Below are 20,603 nucleotides of genomic sequence, written 5' to 3'. Positions count from 1 at the left end.
GTCGGTGGCGGCGGCGGTGGCATCGGCGGCGCCAACTCGGTGGGCGGCGGCCCCTTGGGCACCCTGATCGGCTTCGGCGGCGCTGGCGGCGTGGGTGGCGGAGGCGGCGGCGGCATTTATGGCGGCGGCAATGGTGGTTTCGCCGGCGGTGGCGGCGGCTCCGGCAACGGCAGCGGATACGCGCACACCGGCGGCAATGGCGGTTTCGGCGGCGGAGGCGGCGGTTCGAACGGCACGCCCGGCACCGGCGGCTTCGGCGCGGGCAGCGGCTCGCTCGCCGGCGGCGGAGGCGGCGGCCTTGGCGCCGGCGGCGACATCTTCGTTCAGCAAGGCGGAACGCTGACCGTCATCGGCGGCACCTTGATGGATGCGACCGAGACCGGCGGCACCGGCGCCAACGGCGCAGGCAACGGCTCCGCCTATGGCGACATCTTCATCCAGGGCACGATGGTGGTCACGCCGACGCACGCCATCTCCTCCCCCTTCGCGGGCGGGCCGACGATATCGACGACGCTCACGATAGCTGACACGATCGCCGACGAACGTGGCATCAGCGGCAGCGGCACGACCGGCAAGCTGGTCGTCTCCGGCGGCGGCACGCTGACGCTGACTGGCGCCAGCACTTACGTCGGCGGCACCCAGATCGACGGCGGCAACATCGTCTCGATCACAGCCGACAACAATATCGGCGGCTCGGCCGGCGCGCTGATCCTCAACGGCGGTACGCTGACCACGACCGGCGGCTACACCTTCACGCACGATATTCAGGTCACCGCCAATGGCGGCATCTTCGACATCTCGTCCGGCACCATCGCCGACACCGGCTCGATCGGCGGCTCCGGTACGTTCATGCTGTCCGGCGCCGGCACGTTGCAGCTCGGGATGGGGCAGCTCGCGGGGCTGACCGGGACGTTCGGTCTGAGCAGCGCGCATCTGTCGCTGACATCGAGCGGCACTTTCGACGACACGCTCTCGGTCAGCGGCAATTCGATCCTGTCGATCGCGAACGGCAAGACCGTCTCCGACACCGCCCTCGTTACCGGCAGCGGCAATCTCGGCGTCGACGGCGGCGGTACGCTCGTGCTTGGCCATGCCGCCAACACCTACGGCAGCACGACGATCTATTCGGGCACGGTGTGGCTCACCGCGGCCGGCGCCGCCGGAACCGGCAACATCTCGTTCACGACCGGCATCGCCGGCACGCTGAAGATCGACAATGCCGCGCTGAGCGGCAATGCGTTCACCAACACGATCGCGAACTTCAATCCCGGCCAGTTCATCGACCTGACCGGGCTGCAATACAACACCCAGAATCCGTCGCTCAACACGGTCAGCCTGTCCGGCAACACGCTCTCGATCTCGAACGGTACCACGACCGATACGCTGACCCTTGCCGGCGTCGGCGCCGGCACTAGTTTTCAGCTGTCGCAGGATGCCAACGGCGGAACGATCGTGCAGGTCGTCTCGACCCGCGTCTTCAATGTCTCCAACGTCGCCGAGCTCAACGCGGCCATCCTGCAGATGGATTCCGGCGGGCAGAACGCCGCGCCGAATGCCAACTACACGATCAACATTACGGCGAACTTCAGCCTGACGTCGGAGCTGTACGCGCTCAATCTCTTGAGCGGATCGAGCGTCACGATCAACGGCAGCGACGGTCATGGCGGCACCTATACGATCGACGGCCTCAACGCGCAGCGCGGCTTCTTCGTCTATGCGGGTAGCGTCAATCTCGAGAACCTGACCATCCAGAACACGGTGGCCGCCGGCGGCGGCGTCGTCCGCGGCGGTGGCGGCGGTGGCGCCGGGCTCGGCGGCGCGCTGTTCGTCTCGTCGAACGGCAGCGCCACCATCGACAACGTCACCTTCCACAACAGCGCCGCGATCGGCGGCAACGGCGGTGCCGGCGGCACTGGCAGTATCAGCTCCGGCTACGGCTACGGCGGTGGCGGTGGGATGGGCGGACGCGGCGGAAGCAGCGGCGGTGGCGGTATCGGCCTCGGCGCTCAGGGCGCGGACAGTGATCTCTTTAGAAGCGGTTCGCCCGGCATTGTCCCCAACAGCGCTGGGGGCGGCAAAGGGAGCGACGGTTACCTGATCTCGATCGGGGGCGGGACCGAGCTTTACTGGTATGGCGGAGCAGGCGGCGCCAATGGCGGTGGCGGCGGCGCGGCGGGGTGGATCGGCAGCGGCGTCCGCGCACCCTATGGCCCGGGCGGCGGTGTCGGCGGCGGCAACGGGGCTGATGGCGGCAATGGCGGCTTCGGTGGTGGCGGCGGCGATGGCGGCAATGGCGGCTTCGGCGGTGGCGGCGGCTACAATGGCGATGGCGGGTTCGGTGGCGGCGGCGGCATCGGCGGTGTTGGCGGTTTCGGCGGCGGCAACGGCGCACCCGGCGGCGGTGGCGGCCTTGGCGCGGGTGGCGACGTTTTCGTCCAGCAAGGCGGTTCGCTGACCATCAAGAGCGGCTCGCTGTCGAACGATTCCGGCTTCAGCGCCGTCAAGGGCGGCACCAACGGCATCGGCCAGGCCAGCGGCTCGGGTTTCGGCTCCGGCATTTTCATCCAGGGCAACAACGATCTCAGCTTCGCGCCCGGCAGCGGCCAGACGCTGACTGTCGCCAACGACATCGCGGACCAGAGCGGCAATGGCGGCACCGGTGCCAATGCGGGCATCGGGGGCCTCGCCATCAGCGGCGGCGGCACCGTCGTCCTCGGCGGCAACAACACCTACACCGGCAACACCACGGTCAGCGGCGCCGGCACAAGGGTGTCGATCTCAGCCAACGTCAATCTCGGCGCGGTCACCAACGTGCTGAAGCTGGGCGACGGCACCGGCATCAGCTTCACCGACGGCTTCACGCAGACCCGCAACATCACCGTCGCGGGCGATCCGGTCTTCAACGTCGCCGCGGGCGAGACCGTTACCCAGAGCGGCGTGATCTCCGACGGCGCGACGCCTGGTGATGTCGAGGTGACCGGCGGCGGCCGCCTCGTGCTGTCCGCACACAACACCTATTCCGGCGGTACCGTCATCAAGGGCTCGATCCTCGAGCTGGCGGCGAACGGCGCGGCGGGAACCGGCGCGGTCGCCTTTACCGACGGCAGTACCGAAAAACTCGTGCTCGATGCCGCGGCATTCTCCGGCGCCTCGTTCAGCACGTCGATCGCCGGCTTTGCCGGCGGCGACACCATCGACTTCGGCAACATCGCCTATGACGCCACGGCGACGCTGTCCTATGCGAACGGCGTGTTGCTGGTGAAGAGCGGTAGCGGCACGACGCTCGCATCGCTGAACCTGAGTTTTGGCGCCGGCGCCTCGGCCGGCTCGCTGATGCTGGCGTCCGACGGCTCGGCCTCTCCGCATCTCGAGATCCGGTCACAGGCGAGCATCGCCTCGGTCACTTCCGACACCACCGATCATCTCACGATCCTGAATGCCGGCAAGGTCGTGACCATCACGGTCAACTTCAGCAACACGGTGAGTGTGACCGGCGTGCCGGAGCTGCTGCTCAATGACGGCAAGGCCGCGACCTATCTCAGCGGCAGCGGCTCGCAGGTACTGGTGTTCTGCTACACGGTGCAGGACGGCGACAGCACGTCTGATTTGCAGGTGCAGAGCCTTTCGCTCAACGGCGGCACGATCAGGGATCCGGGCGGCCAGGATGCCGACGTGACTCATGCGGCAACCGACCTGCATCTCGTGATCGACGCGATCGCGCCGACCGTGTCGGTTGCGGCGAGCTCGACCGCGCTGCTGGCCGGGCAGACCTCGACCGTCACCTTCACCTTCTCCGAGGCGGTTACCGGCTTCGCGTTGACGGACACGACGGTGAGCGGCGGCGCGCTGAGCAACCTCGTGCATGTCGGCGTCAACGCCGCGCACCAGGACATCTACACGGCAACCTTCACACCCGATGTGACCAATTCCGAGGCGGGCTCGGTGCAGGTCAACGCGTCAAGCTATACCGACAGCGCCGGAAACGCCGGCGCAGCAAGCAACGCGATCGCCTTCACCGGTGATACCAAGGCGCCGACGGTGGCGGTTGCAGCCGATCACACCACGCTGGTTGCCGGCGATAGCGCGGTTGTCACGTTCACCTTCTCCGAGGCCGTCAGCGGCTTTGGATTGGGTGATGTCACCGTCCAGGGCGGTACGCTGGGCAATCTCACCCATGTCGGCGTCGATGGCGCCGGCCATGACGTCTACACTGCGACCTTCACGCCCGACGTGACCAATGCCGAGGCTGGCTCGGTGCAGGTAAATGCATCGAGCCATAGCGATACGGCCGGCAATTCCGGCTCGTCGAGCAACACGATCAGCTTCAGTGGGGACACCAAGGCGCCGACCGTTTCGGTTTCTGCTGACCACGGCATGCTGCTCGCCGGTCAGACCGCGGTCGTGACCTTCACCTTCTCCGAGGCCGTCGCGGGCTTCGCGCTCGGCGATGTCAGCGTCAGCGGCGGCGCGCTGGGCGGCCTTGTCCATGTCGGCGTCAACGGCGCCGGGCAGGACATCTACACCGCGACCTTCACGCCCGACGTCACCAACGCCGAGGCTGGCTCGGTGCAGGTCAATGCATCGAGCTATAGCGATACGGCCGGCAACGCCGGCGCTGCCAGCAACGCCATCAACTTCACCGGTGACACGCTGGCGCCGACGGTCTCCGTCACGCTCAATCCCGACACGGTGCTGGCCGGCGACCTCTCGGTCGCGACCTTCACCTTCTCGGAGGTCGTGTCGGGCTTCGCCCTTGGCGACATCACCGTCCATGGCGGCGCGCTGAGCAATCTCGTGCATGTCGGGCTCAATGCTGCTGGGCAGGACGTCTACACCGCGACCTTCACGCCCGATGTCAGCGACACCGAGGCCGGCTCGGTTAAGGTGAATGCGTCCGGTTACAGCGATGTGGCCGGCAATGCCGGCGCGGCAAGCAACACCGCCACGATCGGCGGCGATACGCTGGCGCCGACGGTGTCGATCGCGGCTGACCGTAACGCGCTGCTGGCGGGCCAAACCGCGCTGGTGACGTTCACGTTCTCCGAACAAATCGCGAGCTTCGCGCTCGGTGACGTCACGGTACATGGCGGGGCGTTGGGCAATCTGGTCCATGTCGGCGTCAACGCATCGGGCGAGGACGTCTACACGGCAATTTTCACGCCGGACGAAAGCAACACTGAAGCCGGTTCGGTGCAGGTCATCGCCGCGAGCTATATGGATATTGCCGGCAATACCGGTGCGGCGAGCGGCACCATCAGCTTCACTGGCGATACCAGGGCGCCGACGGTGTCGGTTGCCGCGAGCCCGAGCACGGTGCTTTCGGGCCAGACTTCGGTTGTCACCTTCACCTTCTCCGAGCAGGTCGCGGGCTTTGCGCTCAGCGATACCGTCGTCGCCGGCGGCACGGTGACCAATCTGGTCCATGTCGGGCTCAACGTGTCGGGGCACGACGTCTACACCGCGATCTTCACGCCCGATATCAACGACGTCGTGGCGGGTTCGATCCGGGTCACCGCCGCAAGCTATGCCGACGTATCAGGCAATGCCGGCGCGGCGAGCAATACCGCGACGATCGGCGGCGACACGCATCCGCCGACGGTATCGGTGGTGGCCGATCACACCCTGCTGCACGCCGGCGACGCCGCGCTGATGACGTTCACCTTCTCCGAGGCGGTCGCAGGCTTCGGGCTTGGCGACGTCACCGTCCATGGCGGCCTGCTGGGCAGTCTCGTCCATGTCGGCATCAACGGCGCAGGCCACGATATCTACACCGCGACCTTCACGGCCGATGTCACCGACCACCTGTCGGCCGATCTTTCGGTTGCCGGGGCGAGCTACACCGACATCGCCGGCAATGCCGGCGGAGCAAGCAACGCGATCGGCTTCACCGGCGACACCAAGGCGCCATCGGCGCCGACACTAATGCTGCACCGGGACACCGGCGTCTCCAGCACCGACCACATCACCAGCAATCCGTTGATCGATTACACCAAGTTCGATGCGGCCGACACGCTACGCTACAAGGCCGACGGCGCGTCGGGCTTCTCGACGACGGCGCCGGTCTTTACGACCGACGGCGTGCACTCCGTGACGGTGCAGGAGGTCGACGCCGCCGGCAATGTCGGCGCGTCGTCGAGCCTGACCTTCACGCTCGACACCACGGCGCCTCATCTCACCGGAATCACGGCGACGCCCCCCGGCGGCGTCGCGACGCCGGGTTCGCTGGTGCAACTGACGGTCGGCTTCAACGAGGCGGTTCACGTCAATGGCGGCACGCCGAGCCTGACGCTGAACGATGGCGGCACCGCAATCTACGACGCCGCGGCAACGGCGCTGCTCGGCGATTCCTCGAAGCTGGTGTTCGATCACATCGTGTCGTCGACCGATCGCGCCGGCTCGCTGGCTGTGACCGGCTTCGCTGCCAATGGCGCCGATGTCGTCGACCTGGCCGGCAATGCAGCCTCGCTTTCGGCGGTGTCCGCCGTCTTCGACGCCCTGCACATCAACGAGACCATCGTGCCGGCCTACACGCTCGGCGCCATTACCCGGCCGGAATTGCATCTGGATCTGGGCGGCCGCATCATCATGGATGCAACGGCATCGGCGTTCGCCGGACATTATGGCACGCAGTACCTGTTCCTCGGCCTGCCGGCGGGAACGCCCCATCAGACCGTTCCCGACTTTCATCTCTGATCGCAGCGCGGCTGGAAGCTCCGGCGCGGCGTCTCATTCCGCTTAGCGGAAAACAGATTGCGTCCGCTGCGGCTTGCTGCAGTACAGGCCATGCGGCATGATCCGGCCCTCGAAACGGACCTGACGGAACGAGGTCCGCGCTGCAAGGGAGGATTTGAATGAGACGAGTTTTGGCCGGCGTGTTGGCCTGTGCGTTTGCGATCTCGGCGAATGCGTCGCTGGCGCAGGACAAGCCTCCGCTGAAGCTCGGCGGCATCCTCGATATGTCGAGCCTCTATGCCGACATCACCGGCTCGGGCAGCGAAACCGCCGCCAAGATGGCGGTGGAGGATTTCGGCGGCGAGGTGCTCGGCCGCAAGGTCGAGATCGTGGTCGGCGACCATCTCAACAAGGCCGACCTCTCCGCCAACATCGCCCGCGACATGATCGACAACCAGGGCGTCGAGATGATCTTCGACGTCGCAGCATCCGCGACCGCGCTCGCCGCTGCCGAGATCGCCAAGGCGCGCAACAAGATCATCATGTTCAACGGTCCGGGCTCGATCCGCCTGTCCAACGAGGCCTGCGGCCCCTATACCGTGCACTACGTGTTCGACACCTTCGCGCAGGCCAATGTGACCGGCCTTGCCGCGGTGAAATCCGGTCTCGATACCTGGTTCTTCCTCACCGCGGACTACGCGTTCGGCCAGGACCTGGAAAAGGATACCAGCAATGTCGTGGTGAAGTCGGGCGGCAAGGTGCTCGGCAGCGTGCGGCATCCGATCAACACCTCGGATTTCTCGTCCTTCCTGCTGCAGGCGCAGGCCTCGAAGGCCAAGGTGATCGGCCTTGCCAATGCCGGCGGCGACACCATCAACGCGATCAAGCAGGCGGCGGAATTCGGCCTCACCAAGAGCGGCCAGAAGCTGTCGCCGCTATTGGCCTTCGTTACCGACATCGACAGCGTCGGGCTCGATACCGCGCAAGGCCTGTTGCTGGCGGAAGCCTTTTACTGGGATCTCAACGACGACAGTCGCGCGTTCACGAAGCGTTTCATGGAGCGCACCAAGCGGGTGCCGACTTCGGCACAGGCCGGCGTCTATTCCTCGGTGACGCACTATCTCAAGGCGGTGAAGGCCGCCGGCACCACCGATGCGGCCGCCGTCATGAAGGTGATGAAGGAGACCCCGATCAACGACATGTTCACCAAGAACGGCAAGATCCGCGAGGACGGCCGTATGGTGCACGATATGTATTTGTTCGAGGTCAAGAAGCCGTCGGAATCGAAGGGCCGCTGGGACGACTACAAGCTGGTGGCGACCGTGCCGGGCGACCAGGCTTTCCAGCCGCTGTCGGAGTCGCGCTGCCCGCTGGTGAAGAAATAACGCTGCGACAACCAACAACAACGAAAGGCAAAACGCCATGAGCGATAATCAGATGGTTCTCCAATCCCTCGACAAGGGCCTGCTCACCATCACCATGAACCGCCCCGATCGGCGCAATGCGCTCAATCCCGACATGACGCGCGGCCTCGTCGAGGCGGCGCGCCGCGCGCAGGACGATACCGAGGTGCGCGCGGTGCTGATCCGGGGCGCCGGCGGCACCTTCTGCGTCGGCGGCGACGTCAAGTCGATGGCGGAAGGCCGCGCACCGCTGCCGTTCGAGGCCAAGATGGCCAATCTGCGCCGCGGCATGGAGGTCTCGCGCATCCTGCACCAGATGCCGAAGCCGGTGGTGGCGCAGCTCGACGGCGCGGCGGCCGGCGCCGGGCTTTCGATCGCGCTGTCCTGCGATCTCCGCATTGCCAGCGCCTCCTGCAAGATCACCACCGCCTTCGCCAAGGTCGGCTTCTCCGGCGATTACGGCGGCACCTATTTCCTGACCAAGATGCTCGGCAGCGCGAAAGCGCGCGAGCTCTACATGATGTCGCCGGTGCTGTCGGCGCAGGAAGCCTACAACCTCGGCATGGTCTCCAAGGTGGTGCCCGATGCCGATGTCGAGGCCGAGGCGCTGGAACTGGCGCGTTCGCTGGCACAGGGCCCGTCGGTGGCGCTCGGCTACATCAAGCGCAACATCAACAATGCCGAGACCATGACGCTGGAAGCCTGCTTCGACGGCGAGGCGATCCACCACACGCGTGCCGGCGAGACCACCGACCACAAGGAAGCGGCCAAGGCCTTCGTCGAGAAGCGCAAGCCCACCTTCCAGGGGCAGTAGACCATGGCCGAGTACATGCGGCTGCGGCAGATCTGCCTGGTGGCGCCGCAGCTTGCGCCTGTCATCGCGGACATCTCCGCGATCATGGGCCTCGATGTCTGCTATCGCGACGGCAATGTCGCGAAATACGGCCTCGAGAATGCGCTGCTGCCGGTCGATACAATCCTGCTCGAAGTCGTGGCGCCGTTCCAGCCGGGGCCGGGCACGGCGGCCGGCCGCTTCATCGAGAAGACCGGCGGCCGCGGCGGCTATATGGCGATCTTCACTTGCGAGGATCCCGACGCGCGCGGCGCCAGGGCCAACGCGATCGGCGTGCGCACCGCCAACGTGATCGCGCACGCGCCGTATCACGGCGTGCAACTGCACCCGCGCGACTGCCGCGCTGCCTTCATCGAGTTCAACCACACCGACGGCAGCGACGACATCCTGGGACCGTACCCGCCGGCCGGCCCGGACTGGCAGAAGTCGATCCGCAAGGACACGACGCTGTCGCTGACCGAGGTCGAGATGCAGAGCCCCGAGCCTGAGGGGTTGGCGGCGCATTGGGGCAGGATCATCGGCATTCCCGCCGATGGTACCGTGGTGAAGCTGCCGAACGGCACCTTCCGCTTCGTCAAGGGCGGCAGCGAGATCATGAGCGGCTTGACGTTCAAGGTCACCGACAAGGCGAAGGTGCTGGAGGCCGCGAAAGCCAGGGGATGTGCCGTGAAGGGCGAGGAGTTCCTGCTTTGCGGCGTGACGTTCAAGCTGACGGCGTGATTTCGTAGCCCGGATGCAGCGAAGCGAAATCCGGGACCGCGCTCTTCGCGGAAGGAGCGTTCCCGGATTGCGCTGCGCTGCATCCGGGCTACGTGTCTTTTTGTCCCGTCATCCTGAGGAGCGCGCAGCGCGTCTCGAAGGATGCACGGCCCGGCTGGTGGCCGTCCATCCTTCGAGGCTCGCTCCGCTCGCACCTCAGGATGACGGGAAGGGCGGTTGAGCTAGCGGCGACGATTCAATATCGTCGAGCGCAACAACAACAATCCGGGAACACGCCCCCATGCCGCATCCGCTCGATACCTTCTTCGCCCCAAAAAGCATCGCGCTGATCGGCGCCTCGCGCGATCACGAGAAGATTCCCGGGCGGCTGCTCGCGATGCTGCGCAAGAACGGCTATCCCGGCGCGCTCTATCCGATCAATCCGAACTATGACGAGATCGACGGCTTGAAGTGCTTCAAGTCGGTCGCCGAGATCGGCGCGCCGATCGATCTTGCCGTTATCGTCATTCCCGCGCGTGCGGTGCTGCCGGCGCTGGAGCAGTGCGCGGCCGCGGGTGTGAAGAACGCGGTCATCATCTCGTCCGGCTTTGCCGAAGAGGGCGGCGACAGTGCTGACATGCAGGACGCGATCGTGGCGCTGGCGAAGCGGACCGGGATGCGGATTAGTGGGCCGAACGCGGAAGGGTTTTACGGCCAGGCGCAGAAGGTCGCCGCGACCTTCAGTCCGACCGTCGATGTCAAGCCGGATGCCCCCGATCTGGTCGCCAGCAAGCGGCGGATCGGCATCGTCGCGCAGAGCGGCGGCATCGGCTTTGCGATCTATCATCGCGCCAAGGCGCTCGGGGTCGCGCTGAGCTATGTCGTCAGCGCCGGCAATGAGAGCGATCTCGGCGCCGGCGAGTTCCTCGACTACATGGTGCAGGATGCCTCGACCGACGTGATCTTGCTGTTCATCGAGGGTATCCGCGACGTCGACAAGTTTTTGGCGGCGGCGAAGCGCGCGGCAGAGCTCAAAAAGCCCGTGATCGTCACCAAGGTCGGGCGCTCCGGCGCCGGCGAGCGCGCGGCGGCCTCGCACACCGCGAGCATGGCGGGTTGGTCGGCGGCCTATGATGCGGTGTTCGCGAAATACGGCTTCATCGTCTCCAACGACCTCGACGAGGCCGTGACCATTGCCGCGGTTCTGACCACCAATCCGCTGCCGAAGGGCGATCGCATCGCGGTGCTGACGGTGTCCGGTGGCGCCGGCATTTGGGGCGCCGATACCGTCTCGATGCAGGGCCTGCGCGTGCCGGAGCTTTCAGCCGCGATCCAGAGCCAGATCAAGCAATGGATGCCGTCCTACGGCGCGGCGGGCAATCCGGTCGACGTGACCGCGCAGGGCGTGTCATCCGGCGGACTGCAGAAGAGCATCGAGCTGTTCGACACGTCTGATGAAGTGGACGCGACGCTGGTCGTGCTGTCGCTGTCGAGCGAGACGCGAATGCCGTTCAAGGAAGCCGAGCTGAAGCCGGTGATCGCGGCGCAGAACAAGCCGGTGGTGTTCTATTCCTACACGCTGCCGTCGCAATTCGCGCGGCAGGAGCTGGCGAAGTCGGGCGTGGTGGTGCTCTCGGGACTGACCCATGTCGGCGTCGCAATGCGGCGGCTGGCGGACTATGCCGGCTTCAAGCCCGCGCCGGAGATCTCGGCATCAGCGTCGCCGGCGCACGATCTCTCCGTGCATCTCACGTCGAAGACGCTGTCCGAATATGACAGCAAATCGCTGCTGCGCGCGGCCGGCATTGCGCTGCCGGATGAGGTGCTGGTGACCGACCGCGACGGGCTCGACGCTGCGATCGAGCGCGCCGGATTTCCACTGGTCATGAAGATCCAGTCGCCCGCGATCGCGCATAAGAGCGAGGTCGGCGGCGTCCGCGTCAACATCGCTGCCAAGGGTGCGGCATTCACGGCCTATCGCGACATGCTGGAGACGGTGCAGAAGCAGCGGCCGGGTGCTGAAATCCAGGGCGTGCTGGTCGGGCCGATGGCCAGGAAGGGTGTCGAGATCATCGTCGGCACCATGACGGACGCGACCTTCGGGCCGATGGTGATGGTGGGGCTCGGCGGCATCACTACCGAACTGTTCAAGGACGTGGTCTATCGCCCCGCGCCGGTGAGCGTGGCTGAAGCGAGCACGATGCTTGAGACGCTGAAGGCCGCGCCGCTGCTGCACGGCTTCCGCGGCGCGCCGAAGGCCGATGTCGCGGCACTGGCGCGGTTGATCTCGCAGATTTCAGTGCTGGCGGCGCAGCACCGAAGCGAGATCGCCGAGATCGAGGTTAATCCCGTGCTGGTGCATCCCGAGGGACAGGGCGTCACGATCGTCGACGCGCTCGTGGTGCCGAAATAACTCGGTGACGTCCCGGCGAAGGCCGGGACCCATAACCACCGAAGTGAGTTGTAAGAGGAGCCGACGCCGCTTGTGCCCTTTCCACGGGCCGCGGCGTATAGGTCCCGGCTTTCGCCGGGACGACCCGTGGAGAGAGTGGCGCTTGCGGCTACCGCCCCTTGAAGTTGGCGACGCGACGCTCGGCGGTGGCCTTGACGCCTTCCTTGAAGTCTTCGGTCGCGCGCAGCTTGGTCTGCTCGGCGAGCTCATGGTTGGTCGCGGCGAGCACGCGGTTGGCGAGGTTGGCGCGCATGGTGGCGCGGGTCGAGACCAGGCCGAGCGGCGAGCACTCGGCGATCTCCTGCGCGAGCTTCATCGCTTCCGCCCGTACCTGATCCTGCGGCACCAGCACATTGGCGAGGCCCCAGCGATAGGCTTCTTCGCCGGTGACACGGCGGCTGGTGTAGAACATCAGCTCGGCATTGTTCTTGCCGATCAGCTCCGGCAGCGTTGCGGTGAGGCCGAAGCCCGGATGGAAGCCGAGCTTGGTGAAATTGGCCGAGAAGCGCGCCTCGGGACAGGCGACGCGGAAGTCGGCCGAGACGGCAAGGCCGAGGCCGCCGCCGATCGCGGCGCCATGGATCGCCGCTACGATCGGCTTCTTGTTGCGGAAGATGCGCACCGCCTGAACGTAGAGATGGTTGATCGGCAGGTTCGAGGCCGGATCGCTCTTGGCGCGCTCCTCCTGCTCCTGGCGGGCGGGATCGCCGAAATTGGCGCCGGCGCAGAACGCCTTGCCTTGCGCCGCCAGCACGGAGGCGCGGATCTCGATATTGTTGTCGAACTCCTCCAGCGCGTCGGCGATCTGGTTGATCAGGGCGACGTCGAAGAAGTTCAGCGGGGGTTTTCGGATTTCGATCAGGCCGACATGGCCGTGGGTTTCGACGCCGATATCAGTGTACTTGGTCATGATCTGTCCTCGTTGAATTAGCGCAGGCGAGCCCGCGCGGCTAGCGCAGACCAAGTCCGCGGGCGATGATGCCGCGCAGCACTTCCGTGGTGCCGCCCTGGATCGTCAGCTTGGGCGCGGTCTTGATGGCGAAATCGAGCTGCTTTTCCAGCGTCTCGCGGTTGGTCGCGGTCTCCTCGACGAACGCGGCGAGATCGCGCACGCGATGCGGCAGCTGCTGCTCCCACACCGTGCCGATGTCCTTGACGATCGAGGCCTCCACCACCGGCTCCTTGCCGGCCTGCAGCATGCCGGCGACCGATACCGACATGCGGCGCATGGTGTGAACCTGCGCCACCAGGCGGCCGATGCCCTCGGCGCTGCGGGTGTCCGGGTTCTTGCCAACCGCGCGCACGAGCTCGGTGAGCACGTAATAGGTCTCGAGAAACCGCTCGGGACCACTTCGCTCATAGGCGAGCTCCGACGTCGCCTGCTTCCAGGCGCCGTCGACCTCGCCCAGCACGTGATCGTCGGGCACGAAATAGTCAGTGAACACGACCTCGTTGAACTCGAACTGGCCGGTGATCTGCCCGATCGGATTCACCTGGATGCCCGGCTGCTTCATTTTGACCAGGAACTGGGTCAGGCCGTGGCGGCGGTTTTCCTTGGTCGGCGGCGAGGTGCGGAAGATCGCGATCATGTAGTCGGCGATGTGCGCCGACGAGGTCCAGATCTTGGTGCCGTTGATCAGATAGCCGCCGTCGGTCTTGGTTGCACGGGTCTTCGCCGCGAACAAATCGGAGCCGGAGTTCGGTTCGCTCATGCCGATGGCGAAGCAGACCTCGCCGCGGCAGATGCGCGGCAGGATGTCCATCTTGATGTGCTCGGGCGCGTATTTCAGCAGCACCGGCCCGCTCTGGCGGTCGGCGACGAAGAAGCGCCGGGTCGGCGCGTTCGCCACCCGCATCTCCTCGGTCACCACGTAACGCTCGAGGAACGAGCGCTCCTGGCCGCCGTATTTCTTCGGCCAGGTCATGCCGAGCCAGCCCTTGGCGCCGACGCGACGGGAGAATTCCGGTGCGTCATTGTCCTCGCGGTTCGGCGCGTGGGGATCGAAGGTGCCGGCGGCGATTTCCTCGGCGAGGAAGGCGCGCACCTCCTTGCGGAGCTGCTCGCATTTTTCCGGCAGGCGGATCGGATCGAAACGAAGGGCTGCAGTCATGATGTCCAGTCCTGATCTTTCTGCCTGATCTCAGCGCGAAGCCACCAGCGGCCACAATTCATCGGCGCCACGATTCGCGACGAGCTTGCCGAGCTCGACCGCCCAGTAGCTCTCCGAGCCGAAATCGTCGCGCCAGGCCAGCGCCCGCAGCGAATAGCGGTGCAGGATGTGCTCGATGGTGAAGCCGATCGCGCCATGCACCTGATGCGCGATGCCGCTGCCTTTCTCCGCAGCTTCCGAGCAGCGGACCTTGGCCGCTGCGGCCTCCAGGAACACCGCATCAGTGTCCAGCGACTTGGCGTTCACGATCGTGTCCGCCGCGGAGGTAGCGGCGGCGAGTGCCGCGGCGTTTTCGCCGGCGAGCCGCGCGAGGTTGTGCTGCACCGCCTGGAATTTCGAGATCTTCTTCTCGAAGGCGATGCGCTCATTGGAATAGCGCACCGAGATGTCGAGCATCGCTTCCAGCGCGCCGGCGATCTGCAGGCTGCGCACCACGCCGCCCATCAGCATCAGCGTGGTCTGGTCAAAGCCCTTCGGCGCCGGCCTGGTCGTGACCGGCTGCACCTTGTCGAGCGTGACGGTGTCGTTATGATCGCCGCCGAGCCCGATGCCGGATTCGATCCGGCACTTCGCTGCATCGATCAGCGCAATCGACGCGCCGCCATTGCCGCTCGCCAGCACCGCGAAATGCTTTGCGTCCTTCGCAAACGGCACGCCGCGGGCGCGGCCGGAGAGGCTGCCGTCGGCGTTGAGCGTGACGCGGTCCTTCGGGCTTGCGGGGACAACCGTCATCTCGCCTTCGGGGGAGGCGATCCTGGCTTGCGTCAGCAACCAGCCGGCCAGCATTGTTTCGGCCAGCGGAACAGCGATCGCATGCCGCCCAGCGACGTTGAGGACGCTGAATCCTTCGGCGAGGCTGGCGCCGGAACCGCCGAGATCGTCGGGCACCCAGGACAGCGGCAGGCCGGCTTCGGTCAGCGCCTGCCACAGCGGCGCCTTCCATGCGCCCTGCTTGTCGTGATTGATGGTTTGGGCATCCGCGAGATCGGCGAAAATCTTTTCCGCGGTCTCGGCGACGATGTTTTCACTCTCCGCCACAGCGTTCCTCGTGTTGATTGGCTCGGGCTGGCTGTTCGGCCATGCCTGCTTGCGATGTTGTCTTGCGCTCAATGATGCGGAAAAGCCATAGCCGTGACAAGCGCTGCCCGCAGGGCCACTTGCGCGGACGGCATGAAGCCGGACATGGCGCATGAATTCCGCATAGTGAACTTTCGATTGTCCCCGTTTGTATGCCACGCACACGCGCAAACCGGCCGCCGACATAAGTTCAGTCCGCCAGATGAAACTCGATCGCCTTCCGCATCAGGTCGGCGAACTCGGTCTCCTGGGTGACCAGCGCGTCGTTCAATCCGGCCACGCACAGCACCAGCGGTTCGTTCGATTCCGCAATCGGCGGCAGGTTCATGGCAACGGCGCCCGCGCCCGGCGTGACCAGGCCGAGCGAGAAGGCGTGCCCCTTGGCGCGGACCTTCTTCAGCTCAAGCAGCAGCGCCTTGATGTCGACCTGACGGTCGGGCCGGCTCTCGTTGGCGTTGATCAGGCGCACCAGGCGGCGCACCTCCTTGTCCGGATAGGCCGACAGCAGCGCGTAACCCGACGCGGATCGCGCCAGCGGCCGCAGCGTTCCGGCCTTGACATACAGCCGCATCGGCAGCTTGGCCTGAATGATATGGACATACTGCGCGCTGAGCCCGTTGCGCACCGCGAGCATGATGGTCTCTCCGGTCCGCGCGGAGAGCTCTTCCATCAGATTGACCAGGCGTCCCTTCGTGAACAACGCCGGGCTCAGCCAGTGCCCCAGCATCGAGATCCGCGGCGTCGGGATATAGGTGCGGCGGCTGGTGTCATAGTGGAGATAGCCGAACGCCGTCATCGTCCGCATCAACGCCGAGGTGCTGGATTGCGGGAACTTGAGCGCGGCCGCGACTTCGATCGCGGACGCGGCGCGCTGGTGCTCCTCGAAGAATTCGAGCACATCGAACACGCGCCGCGCCGACTTGACTGCATTGTCCATCTTCGGCAGGTCGCGCGAGGTGTCGCCGGGGAAATCGGGGCGGTCGAAAGTCCGCGCGCCGGCAGCCGCGCCGGCCTGCGCCAAATCTTTCTTCGCCACCGGCATCGCTATCGTCCCTGCTGCGCCACCCGCCGCTTCAGCCACCAGCCATATTGCTCGGGCCAACTCGTCCACTCCGGATCGCATCCGAGCGCAAGTGCCGTCTGCGCGGGCCAGTTCGGATTCCACAGCAGTTCGCGGCCGAGTGCAATAAGCGTCGCCTTGCCGTCCCGCAAAATGGCTTCGGCGTAGTCCGGTTCGCGGATCAGCCCGACCGCCACCGTCGGCATGCCGGCTCCCTTCTGGATGCGCTCGGCGAACGGCACCTGGAAGCCCGGGGTGCGCGACACCAGCGAATTGCCGCGCGGCAGCTTCATGCCGCCTGACGAGCAGTCCACCATGTCGATCCCGATCGCCTTCAGCTCCGCCGCAAACGCGATCGAGTCCTCGATCGACCAGCCGATGTCGACGCCGTCGACCGACGAGATGCGGACGAAGGCCGGCAGATGGCTGGGCCATTCCTCGCGCATGATGCCTGCGATCCGCAGCGGCAGGCGCATGCGGTTCTCGCGCGACCCGCCATAGTCGTCGTTGCGGTTGTTCGCCAGCGGCGACAGGAACGAGTGCATCAGATAGCCGTGCGCGCAGTGCAGCTCGATGACGTCGTAGCCGGCCGCCCTGGCGCGGCGAAACGCCTGGCGATAGTCGTCCACCAGGGCATCGATTGCCTCGGTCGTCATCATCTGCGGTGCCGGCCAGCCGTCGTCGAACGGAATGCCACTCGAGGCCGCGATCTGCCACGGGCCTTCGCCGCGTGCCTTGATGTCAGCTTCGCCGAGCGGGTTGCCGCCTTCCCATGGCCGCTGCGAGGAGCCTTTCCGGCCGCCATGTGCGATCTGGATCGCGGCCTTGGCGTTGAAGCTGTGGATCAGCGCGGCGAGGGCGGCGTGGTCCGCGATGTACGTATCGTCCCAGATGCCGAGGCATCCATGGGTGATGCGCCCCTGGGTGTTCACCGAGCTCTGCTCGACGAACACGAGGCCGGCGCCGCCGGCGGCGAGCTTGCCGATATGCGCGGTGTGCCAATCGGTGGCGCGCCCCTCCCGCGCCGAATAGGTCGCCATCGGCGAGACCATGATCCGGTTTTTCAGTTCGAGGTCGCGCAGTTGCAGCGGGGTAAAGAGCAGCGGCAGTTCGGTCATGCGATCTCCAGCCTTGCTTGTGGTTTCTTGCCTGTGGCTTGCGAGTTTCGTCAGAGCCGTCATTTCTTCAGCAGCGGACAGGCGCTCTCCTCCGGTGTCGCAAACGCCTCCTTGCCCGGAATCACCTGAACCAGCTTCTCGTAATCCCAGGCGCCCTTCGATTCGGTCGGCGATTTCACCTGCACGAGATACATGTCGTGGATGAGCTGGCCGTCCTCGCGCAGGAATGCGTTGCGGGCAAAGAAATCGTCGATCGGCATGTCCTTCATCTGCGCGATCACCTTGGGGCCGTCGTCGGTGCCGGACTTCTCGACCGCCTTGAGATAGTTCATCACCGCGGAGTAGAGGCCGGCCTGCACCATGGTCGGCCGCTTCTTGGTCCTGGCCATGAAGCGCGCGGCAAAGTCGCGGGTCTTGTCGTCGAGATCCCAATAGAAGGCGGTCGCGAGCTGCAGCCCCTGGGCGGCCTGCAAACCGATCGCGTGGATGTCGCTGGTCTGCATCAGGAAGGCCGCGAGCTTCTGCGTGTGCGCCATCCCGAATTCCTGCGCCTGCCGGATCGAGTTGGCGAGGTCGCCGCCGGTGTTGGCGAACGCGATCACATCAGCCTTCGAGCTCTGGGCCTGCAGCAGATAGGACGAGAAATCCATGCTGTTGAGCGGATGCCGCACCTCGCCGGCGATGCTGCCGCCGACCTTCTCCACGGTCTTGGCTGCGTCATTGCGCAGCGCGTGGCCGAAGGCGTAGTCGACCGTGACGAAGTACCAGCTCTTCGCGCCTTCCTTGGCCAGCGCCCGAACCGTGCTGTTGGCGAGCGCATAGGTATTGTAGGTCCACTGCACCGAATTCGCCGAGCAGCCCTTGCCGGTCAGATCGGAGGAGCCGGCCGACGACACCAGCATCGCCTTGTTCTTCTGCTTGGTGAGCTCGAGCACGGCGAACGCGACGGCGGAATTGGCGAAATCGACGATGACGTCGACATTCTCCTGCTCATACCAGCGCCGCGCGATGCCGGCGCCGATGTCCGCCTTGTTCTGATGGTCGGCATCGACCATCGCGATCGGCTTGCCCAGCACCTTGCCGCCGAAATCCGCGATCGCCATCCGGACCGCTTCGACCGCTCCGGGGCCGGCGGCGTCGGCGTAGAGGCCGGCCTGATCGGTCAGCACGCCGATCTTCACCGCGTCGTCGGAAATCTGCGCGTGGGATGGCGCGGCGAAGGCGACTGAGAGGATTGCAGCGCTCGCGGCGATCCATCCGTATCTCGATGTCATTGTCCCTGGTTTCCTCTAGTTCGATTGCCTTATGGCGTTGGTCTTGTCTTGCCGCAGGTCGATCATTCCCGGATGCGACTGCGGATCCCTGTCCGCGCCGAGCAGCACGTGCTTCTGGATCTTGTTGGTCGAGGTCAGCGGCAACTCGGCGACGAAAGCGATCCACGCCGGTAGCTTGAACGCCGCCAGGCGTTCGCGGCAGAATCGGAAGATGTCCTGCGCGAGCTCGCGTGAAGCATCGGCGCCGTCGTTGCTCACGATGAAGGCCGCAACTTCCTCGTCGCGGATCGGATCGCGCGCGGCGACGACTGCGGCTTGCTTGACCAGAGGCGACGTCGTCAGCACGGCCTCGACCTCCGCCGCCGAGATGTTCTCGCCGGCGCGCCGGACCAGGTGCTTCAGCCGGTCGACGAACACGAAGGCGCCGTCCTCGTGCTGCCAGCCGCTGTCGCCGGTGTGAAACCAGCCGCCGCGCCAGGCCTGCTCGGTGGCCTCGGGGTCCTTCAGATAGCCGGAGAACAAGCCGCGCCGCGGCGTCGCTTCCGAATGGCGCACGCAGAGTTCGCCAACCGAGCCTGCCGGCAGCGCATTGCCGTCGGCATCGAGGATCGTCATTTCGAGCCCCGGCACGCTGCGGCCGATCGTGTTGGTCTCGAGATGGCGCGGCTCGACCGTGTTGAACGGACTGCGTCCGGTCTCCGTCATGCCCCAGCCCTCGACGAAGGGGATGCCGAAGCGCTCGCGAGCCCGCGCGCGCTGCTCGGGATTGGCGCCGACGCCCATCGAGAAGCGCAGCGCATGGGCTTTCTCGTCCGGCGTCTCCGGCTGCGCCAGCAGGGCCGCGACGATCACGCCGAGATAATGCAGCACGCTCGCGCGGCACGCGACGATGTCGCGCCAGGCAAATTTCGCGTTGAAGCGTTCCGGCAGGATCAGGCAGCCGCCGGTCAGCATCATCGCGATCGGGGTCAGGGTCAGGCCGGCCATGTGGAACAGCGGCAGCGGGCTGTACAGGCGCTCCGTTCCCGCATGGTATGTCGCCTCGCCGCCGTGGCTGACGTACCAGCGGCCGGTCGAGACCACGTATTCATTGGTCAGGATGCATCCCTTCGGGCGCGCCGTCGTGCCTGATGTGTAGAGCAGCGCAGCCTCGGTCTCGCTTCCCGGCTCGCCGGCGCGCGGTGCTGGCCGCCTGGCCTGCGGCACTTTCTCGACACTGGCGCCGAGATCGTCACCGCAGACGGTGAGCAACGGAACGTCGCCGGGCAGCGCCTTCTGCAATTCCTTCTGATCGGCCAGCGTGACAATCAGGTCGGGTTCGGCATGCGCGATCAGGTACTCGATTTCCGCCGCGCGATAGGCCGGGTTGATCGGAACGATCGAGACGCCGATGCCGTTGAACGCCAGCCAATGCACGATGAAATCGGGGCGGTTCTCCAGCAGCAGGCAGGCGCGGTGGCCGTGGCCGAAGCCTGCTGCGCGGTATTGATCGCGCAATGCGCAGACCTGCCGCGCAATGTCGCCATAGGACAGTTCGATGCCATCGGGAAAGTATGCGCGGTCGGCACGCGCGGGAATGCAGAGAAAGGGTTTGGATGCTGCCGCATCGGATGTCGCAGCGAACGTGCTGAACACGGTGTACATCGTGGCGAAACTTCCCTTTGACGGCCGCTGATCGATGCCAACGATGCCGATCCGAAAGAGCCGGGTGCTTCGTTGAGCGCATTTGTCATGCGATCGCGACGTTGCGCGGAAGCTATAAGGACGAATAATATGCTGTCAAATCCATTATGAGTTTCCATAAAACTCATATGTAGTTTGAAG

Annotated in this window: 12 protein-coding genes; 5 read left to right on the top strand and 7 right to left on the bottom strand. The window is 65.7% G+C overall.

All coding sequences use genetic code 11. The features are described 5' to 3' along the window. Positions 1 to 54 precede the first annotated feature (54 nt). The 5 genes from I6F38_RS44120 to I6F38_RS38630 all read left to right on the top strand — a co-directional run bounded on the left by I6F38_RS44120 (position 55) and on the right by I6F38_RS38630 (position 12,040). The gene (locus tag I6F38_RS44120) at positions 55 to 6,693 is read left to right on the top strand and encodes an Ig-like domain-containing protein (RefSeq protein ID WP_276573536.1); all 6,639 of its coding nucleotides are present in this window, start codon (positions 55 to 57) and stop codon (positions 6,691 to 6,693) included. 158 nt (positions 6,694 to 6,851) lie between these two features. Then, entirely contained in the window at positions 6,852 to 8,057 is a 1,206-nt protein-coding gene (locus I6F38_RS38645; protein ID WP_092083161.1) for an ABC transporter substrate-binding protein, read from the top strand. A 37-nt stretch (positions 8,058 to 8,094) separates the two neighbouring features. Continuing rightward, positions 8,095 to 8,889 carry an enoyl-CoA hydratase gene (locus tag I6F38_RS38640; RefSeq protein ID WP_038388809.1) on the top strand — a complete coding sequence of 265 codons (795 nt, stop codon included), beginning with the start codon at positions 8,095 to 8,097 and terminating at the stop codon, positions 8,887 to 8,889. A gap of 3 nt (positions 8,890 to 8,892) precedes the next feature. Then, entirely contained in the window at positions 8,893 to 9,648 is a 756-nt protein-coding gene (locus I6F38_RS38635) for a hypothetical protein (RefSeq protein ID WP_225164116.1), read from the top strand. Between the two features lie 280 nt (positions 9,649 to 9,928). Continuing rightward, the gene (locus tag I6F38_RS38630) at positions 9,929 to 12,040 is read left to right on the top strand and encodes an acetate--CoA ligase family protein (RefSeq protein WP_225164115.1); all 2,112 of its coding nucleotides are present in this window, start codon (positions 9,929 to 9,931) and stop codon (positions 12,038 to 12,040) included. Between the two features lie 148 nt (positions 12,041 to 12,188). On the opposite strand, the gene I6F38_RS38625 is transcribed toward I6F38_RS38630, so the two are convergent. From I6F38_RS38625 to I6F38_RS38595, 7 genes are all read right to left on the bottom strand, one after another. After that, the gene (locus tag I6F38_RS38625; RefSeq protein WP_225164114.1) at positions 12,189 to 12,989 is read right to left on the bottom strand and encodes an enoyl-CoA hydratase/isomerase family protein; all 801 of its coding nucleotides are present in this window, start codon (positions 12,987 to 12,989) and stop codon (positions 12,189 to 12,191) included. A 40-nt stretch (positions 12,990 to 13,029) separates the two neighbouring features. After that, a complete protein-coding gene (locus tag I6F38_RS38620) occupies positions 13,030 to 14,190 on the bottom strand; it encodes an acyl-CoA dehydrogenase family protein (RefSeq protein WP_018269158.1) in 1,161 nt (386 codons plus the stop codon). 30 nt (positions 14,191 to 14,220) lie between these two features. Then, a complete protein-coding gene (locus I6F38_RS38615) occupies positions 14,221 to 15,288 on the bottom strand; it encodes an acyl-CoA dehydrogenase family protein (RefSeq protein ID WP_225164113.1) in 1,068 nt (355 codons plus the stop codon). Between the two features lie 229 nt (positions 15,289 to 15,517). Beyond that, complete coding sequence (locus I6F38_RS38610) at positions 15,518 to 16,369, bottom strand: helix-turn-helix domain-containing protein (protein ID WP_225164112.1); 852 nt, start codon at positions 16,367 to 16,369, stop codon at positions 15,518 to 15,520. A gap of 2 nt (positions 16,370 to 16,371) precedes the next feature. Then, a complete protein-coding gene (locus I6F38_RS38605) occupies positions 16,372 to 17,505 on the bottom strand; it encodes an NADH:flavin oxidoreductase/NADH oxidase (protein ID WP_225164111.1) in 1,134 nt (377 codons plus the stop codon). Between the two features lie 59 nt (positions 17,506 to 17,564). Continuing rightward, positions 17,565 to 18,779: an ABC transporter substrate-binding protein gene (locus I6F38_RS38600; RefSeq protein WP_225164110.1), complete on the bottom strand. Its 1,215-nt coding sequence runs from the start codon at positions 18,777 to 18,779 to the stop codon at positions 17,565 to 17,567. Positions 18,780 to 18,794: 15 nt separating this feature from the next. After that, positions 18,795 to 20,423, bottom strand: coding sequence for an AMP-binding protein (locus I6F38_RS38595; RefSeq protein WP_225164109.1), 1,629 nt, complete (start codon positions 20,421 to 20,423; stop codon positions 18,795 to 18,797). Positions 20,424 to 20,603 lie beyond the last annotated feature (180 nt).

The organism is Bradyrhizobium sp. BRP56 (assembly GCF_020194035.1).
Taxonomy (GTDB): Bacteria; Pseudomonadota; Alphaproteobacteria; order Rhizobiales; family Xanthobacteraceae; genus Bradyrhizobium; species Bradyrhizobium australafricanum.
This window is presented reverse-complemented; position numbering and strand designations above follow the sequence as displayed.

Excerpts from the sequence above, each read along its gene's own strand:
- I6F38_RS38645 (WP_092083161.1), top strand. The coding sequence starts at position 6,852 with ATGAGACGAGTTTTGGCCGGCGTGTTGGCCTGTGCGTTTGCGATCTCG.
- I6F38_RS38640 (WP_038388809.1), top strand. The coding sequence starts at position 8,095 with ATGAGCGATAATCAGATGGTTCTCCAATCCCTCGACAAGGGCCTGCTC.
- I6F38_RS38635 (WP_225164116.1), top strand. The coding sequence starts at position 8,893 with ATGGCCGAGTACATGCGGCTGCGGCAGATCTGCCTGGTGGCGCCGCAG.
- I6F38_RS38630 (WP_225164115.1), top strand. The coding sequence starts at position 9,929 with ATGCCGCATCCGCTCGATACCTTCTTCGCCCCAAAAAGCATCGCGCTG.
- I6F38_RS38625 (WP_225164114.1), bottom strand. The coding sequence starts at position 12,989 with ATGACCAAGTACACTGATATCGGCGTCGAAACCCACGGCCATGTCGGC.
- I6F38_RS38620 (WP_018269158.1), bottom strand. The coding sequence starts at position 14,190 with ATGACTGCAGCCCTTCGTTTCGATCCGATCCGCCTGCCGGAAAAATGC.
- I6F38_RS38610 (WP_225164112.1), bottom strand. The coding sequence starts at position 16,369 with ATGCCGGTGGCGAAGAAAGATTTGGCGCAGGCCGGCGCGGCTGCCGGC.
- I6F38_RS38605 (WP_225164111.1), bottom strand. The coding sequence starts at position 17,505 with ATGACCGAACTGCCGCTGCTCTTTACCCCGCTGCAACTGCGCGACCTC.
- I6F38_RS38600 (WP_225164110.1), bottom strand. The coding sequence starts at position 18,779 with ATGACATCGAGATACGGATGGATCGCCGCGAGCGCTGCAATCCTCTCA.
- I6F38_RS38595 (WP_225164109.1), bottom strand. The coding sequence starts at position 20,423 with ATGTACACCGTGTTCAGCACGTTCGCTGCGACATCCGATGCGGCAGCA.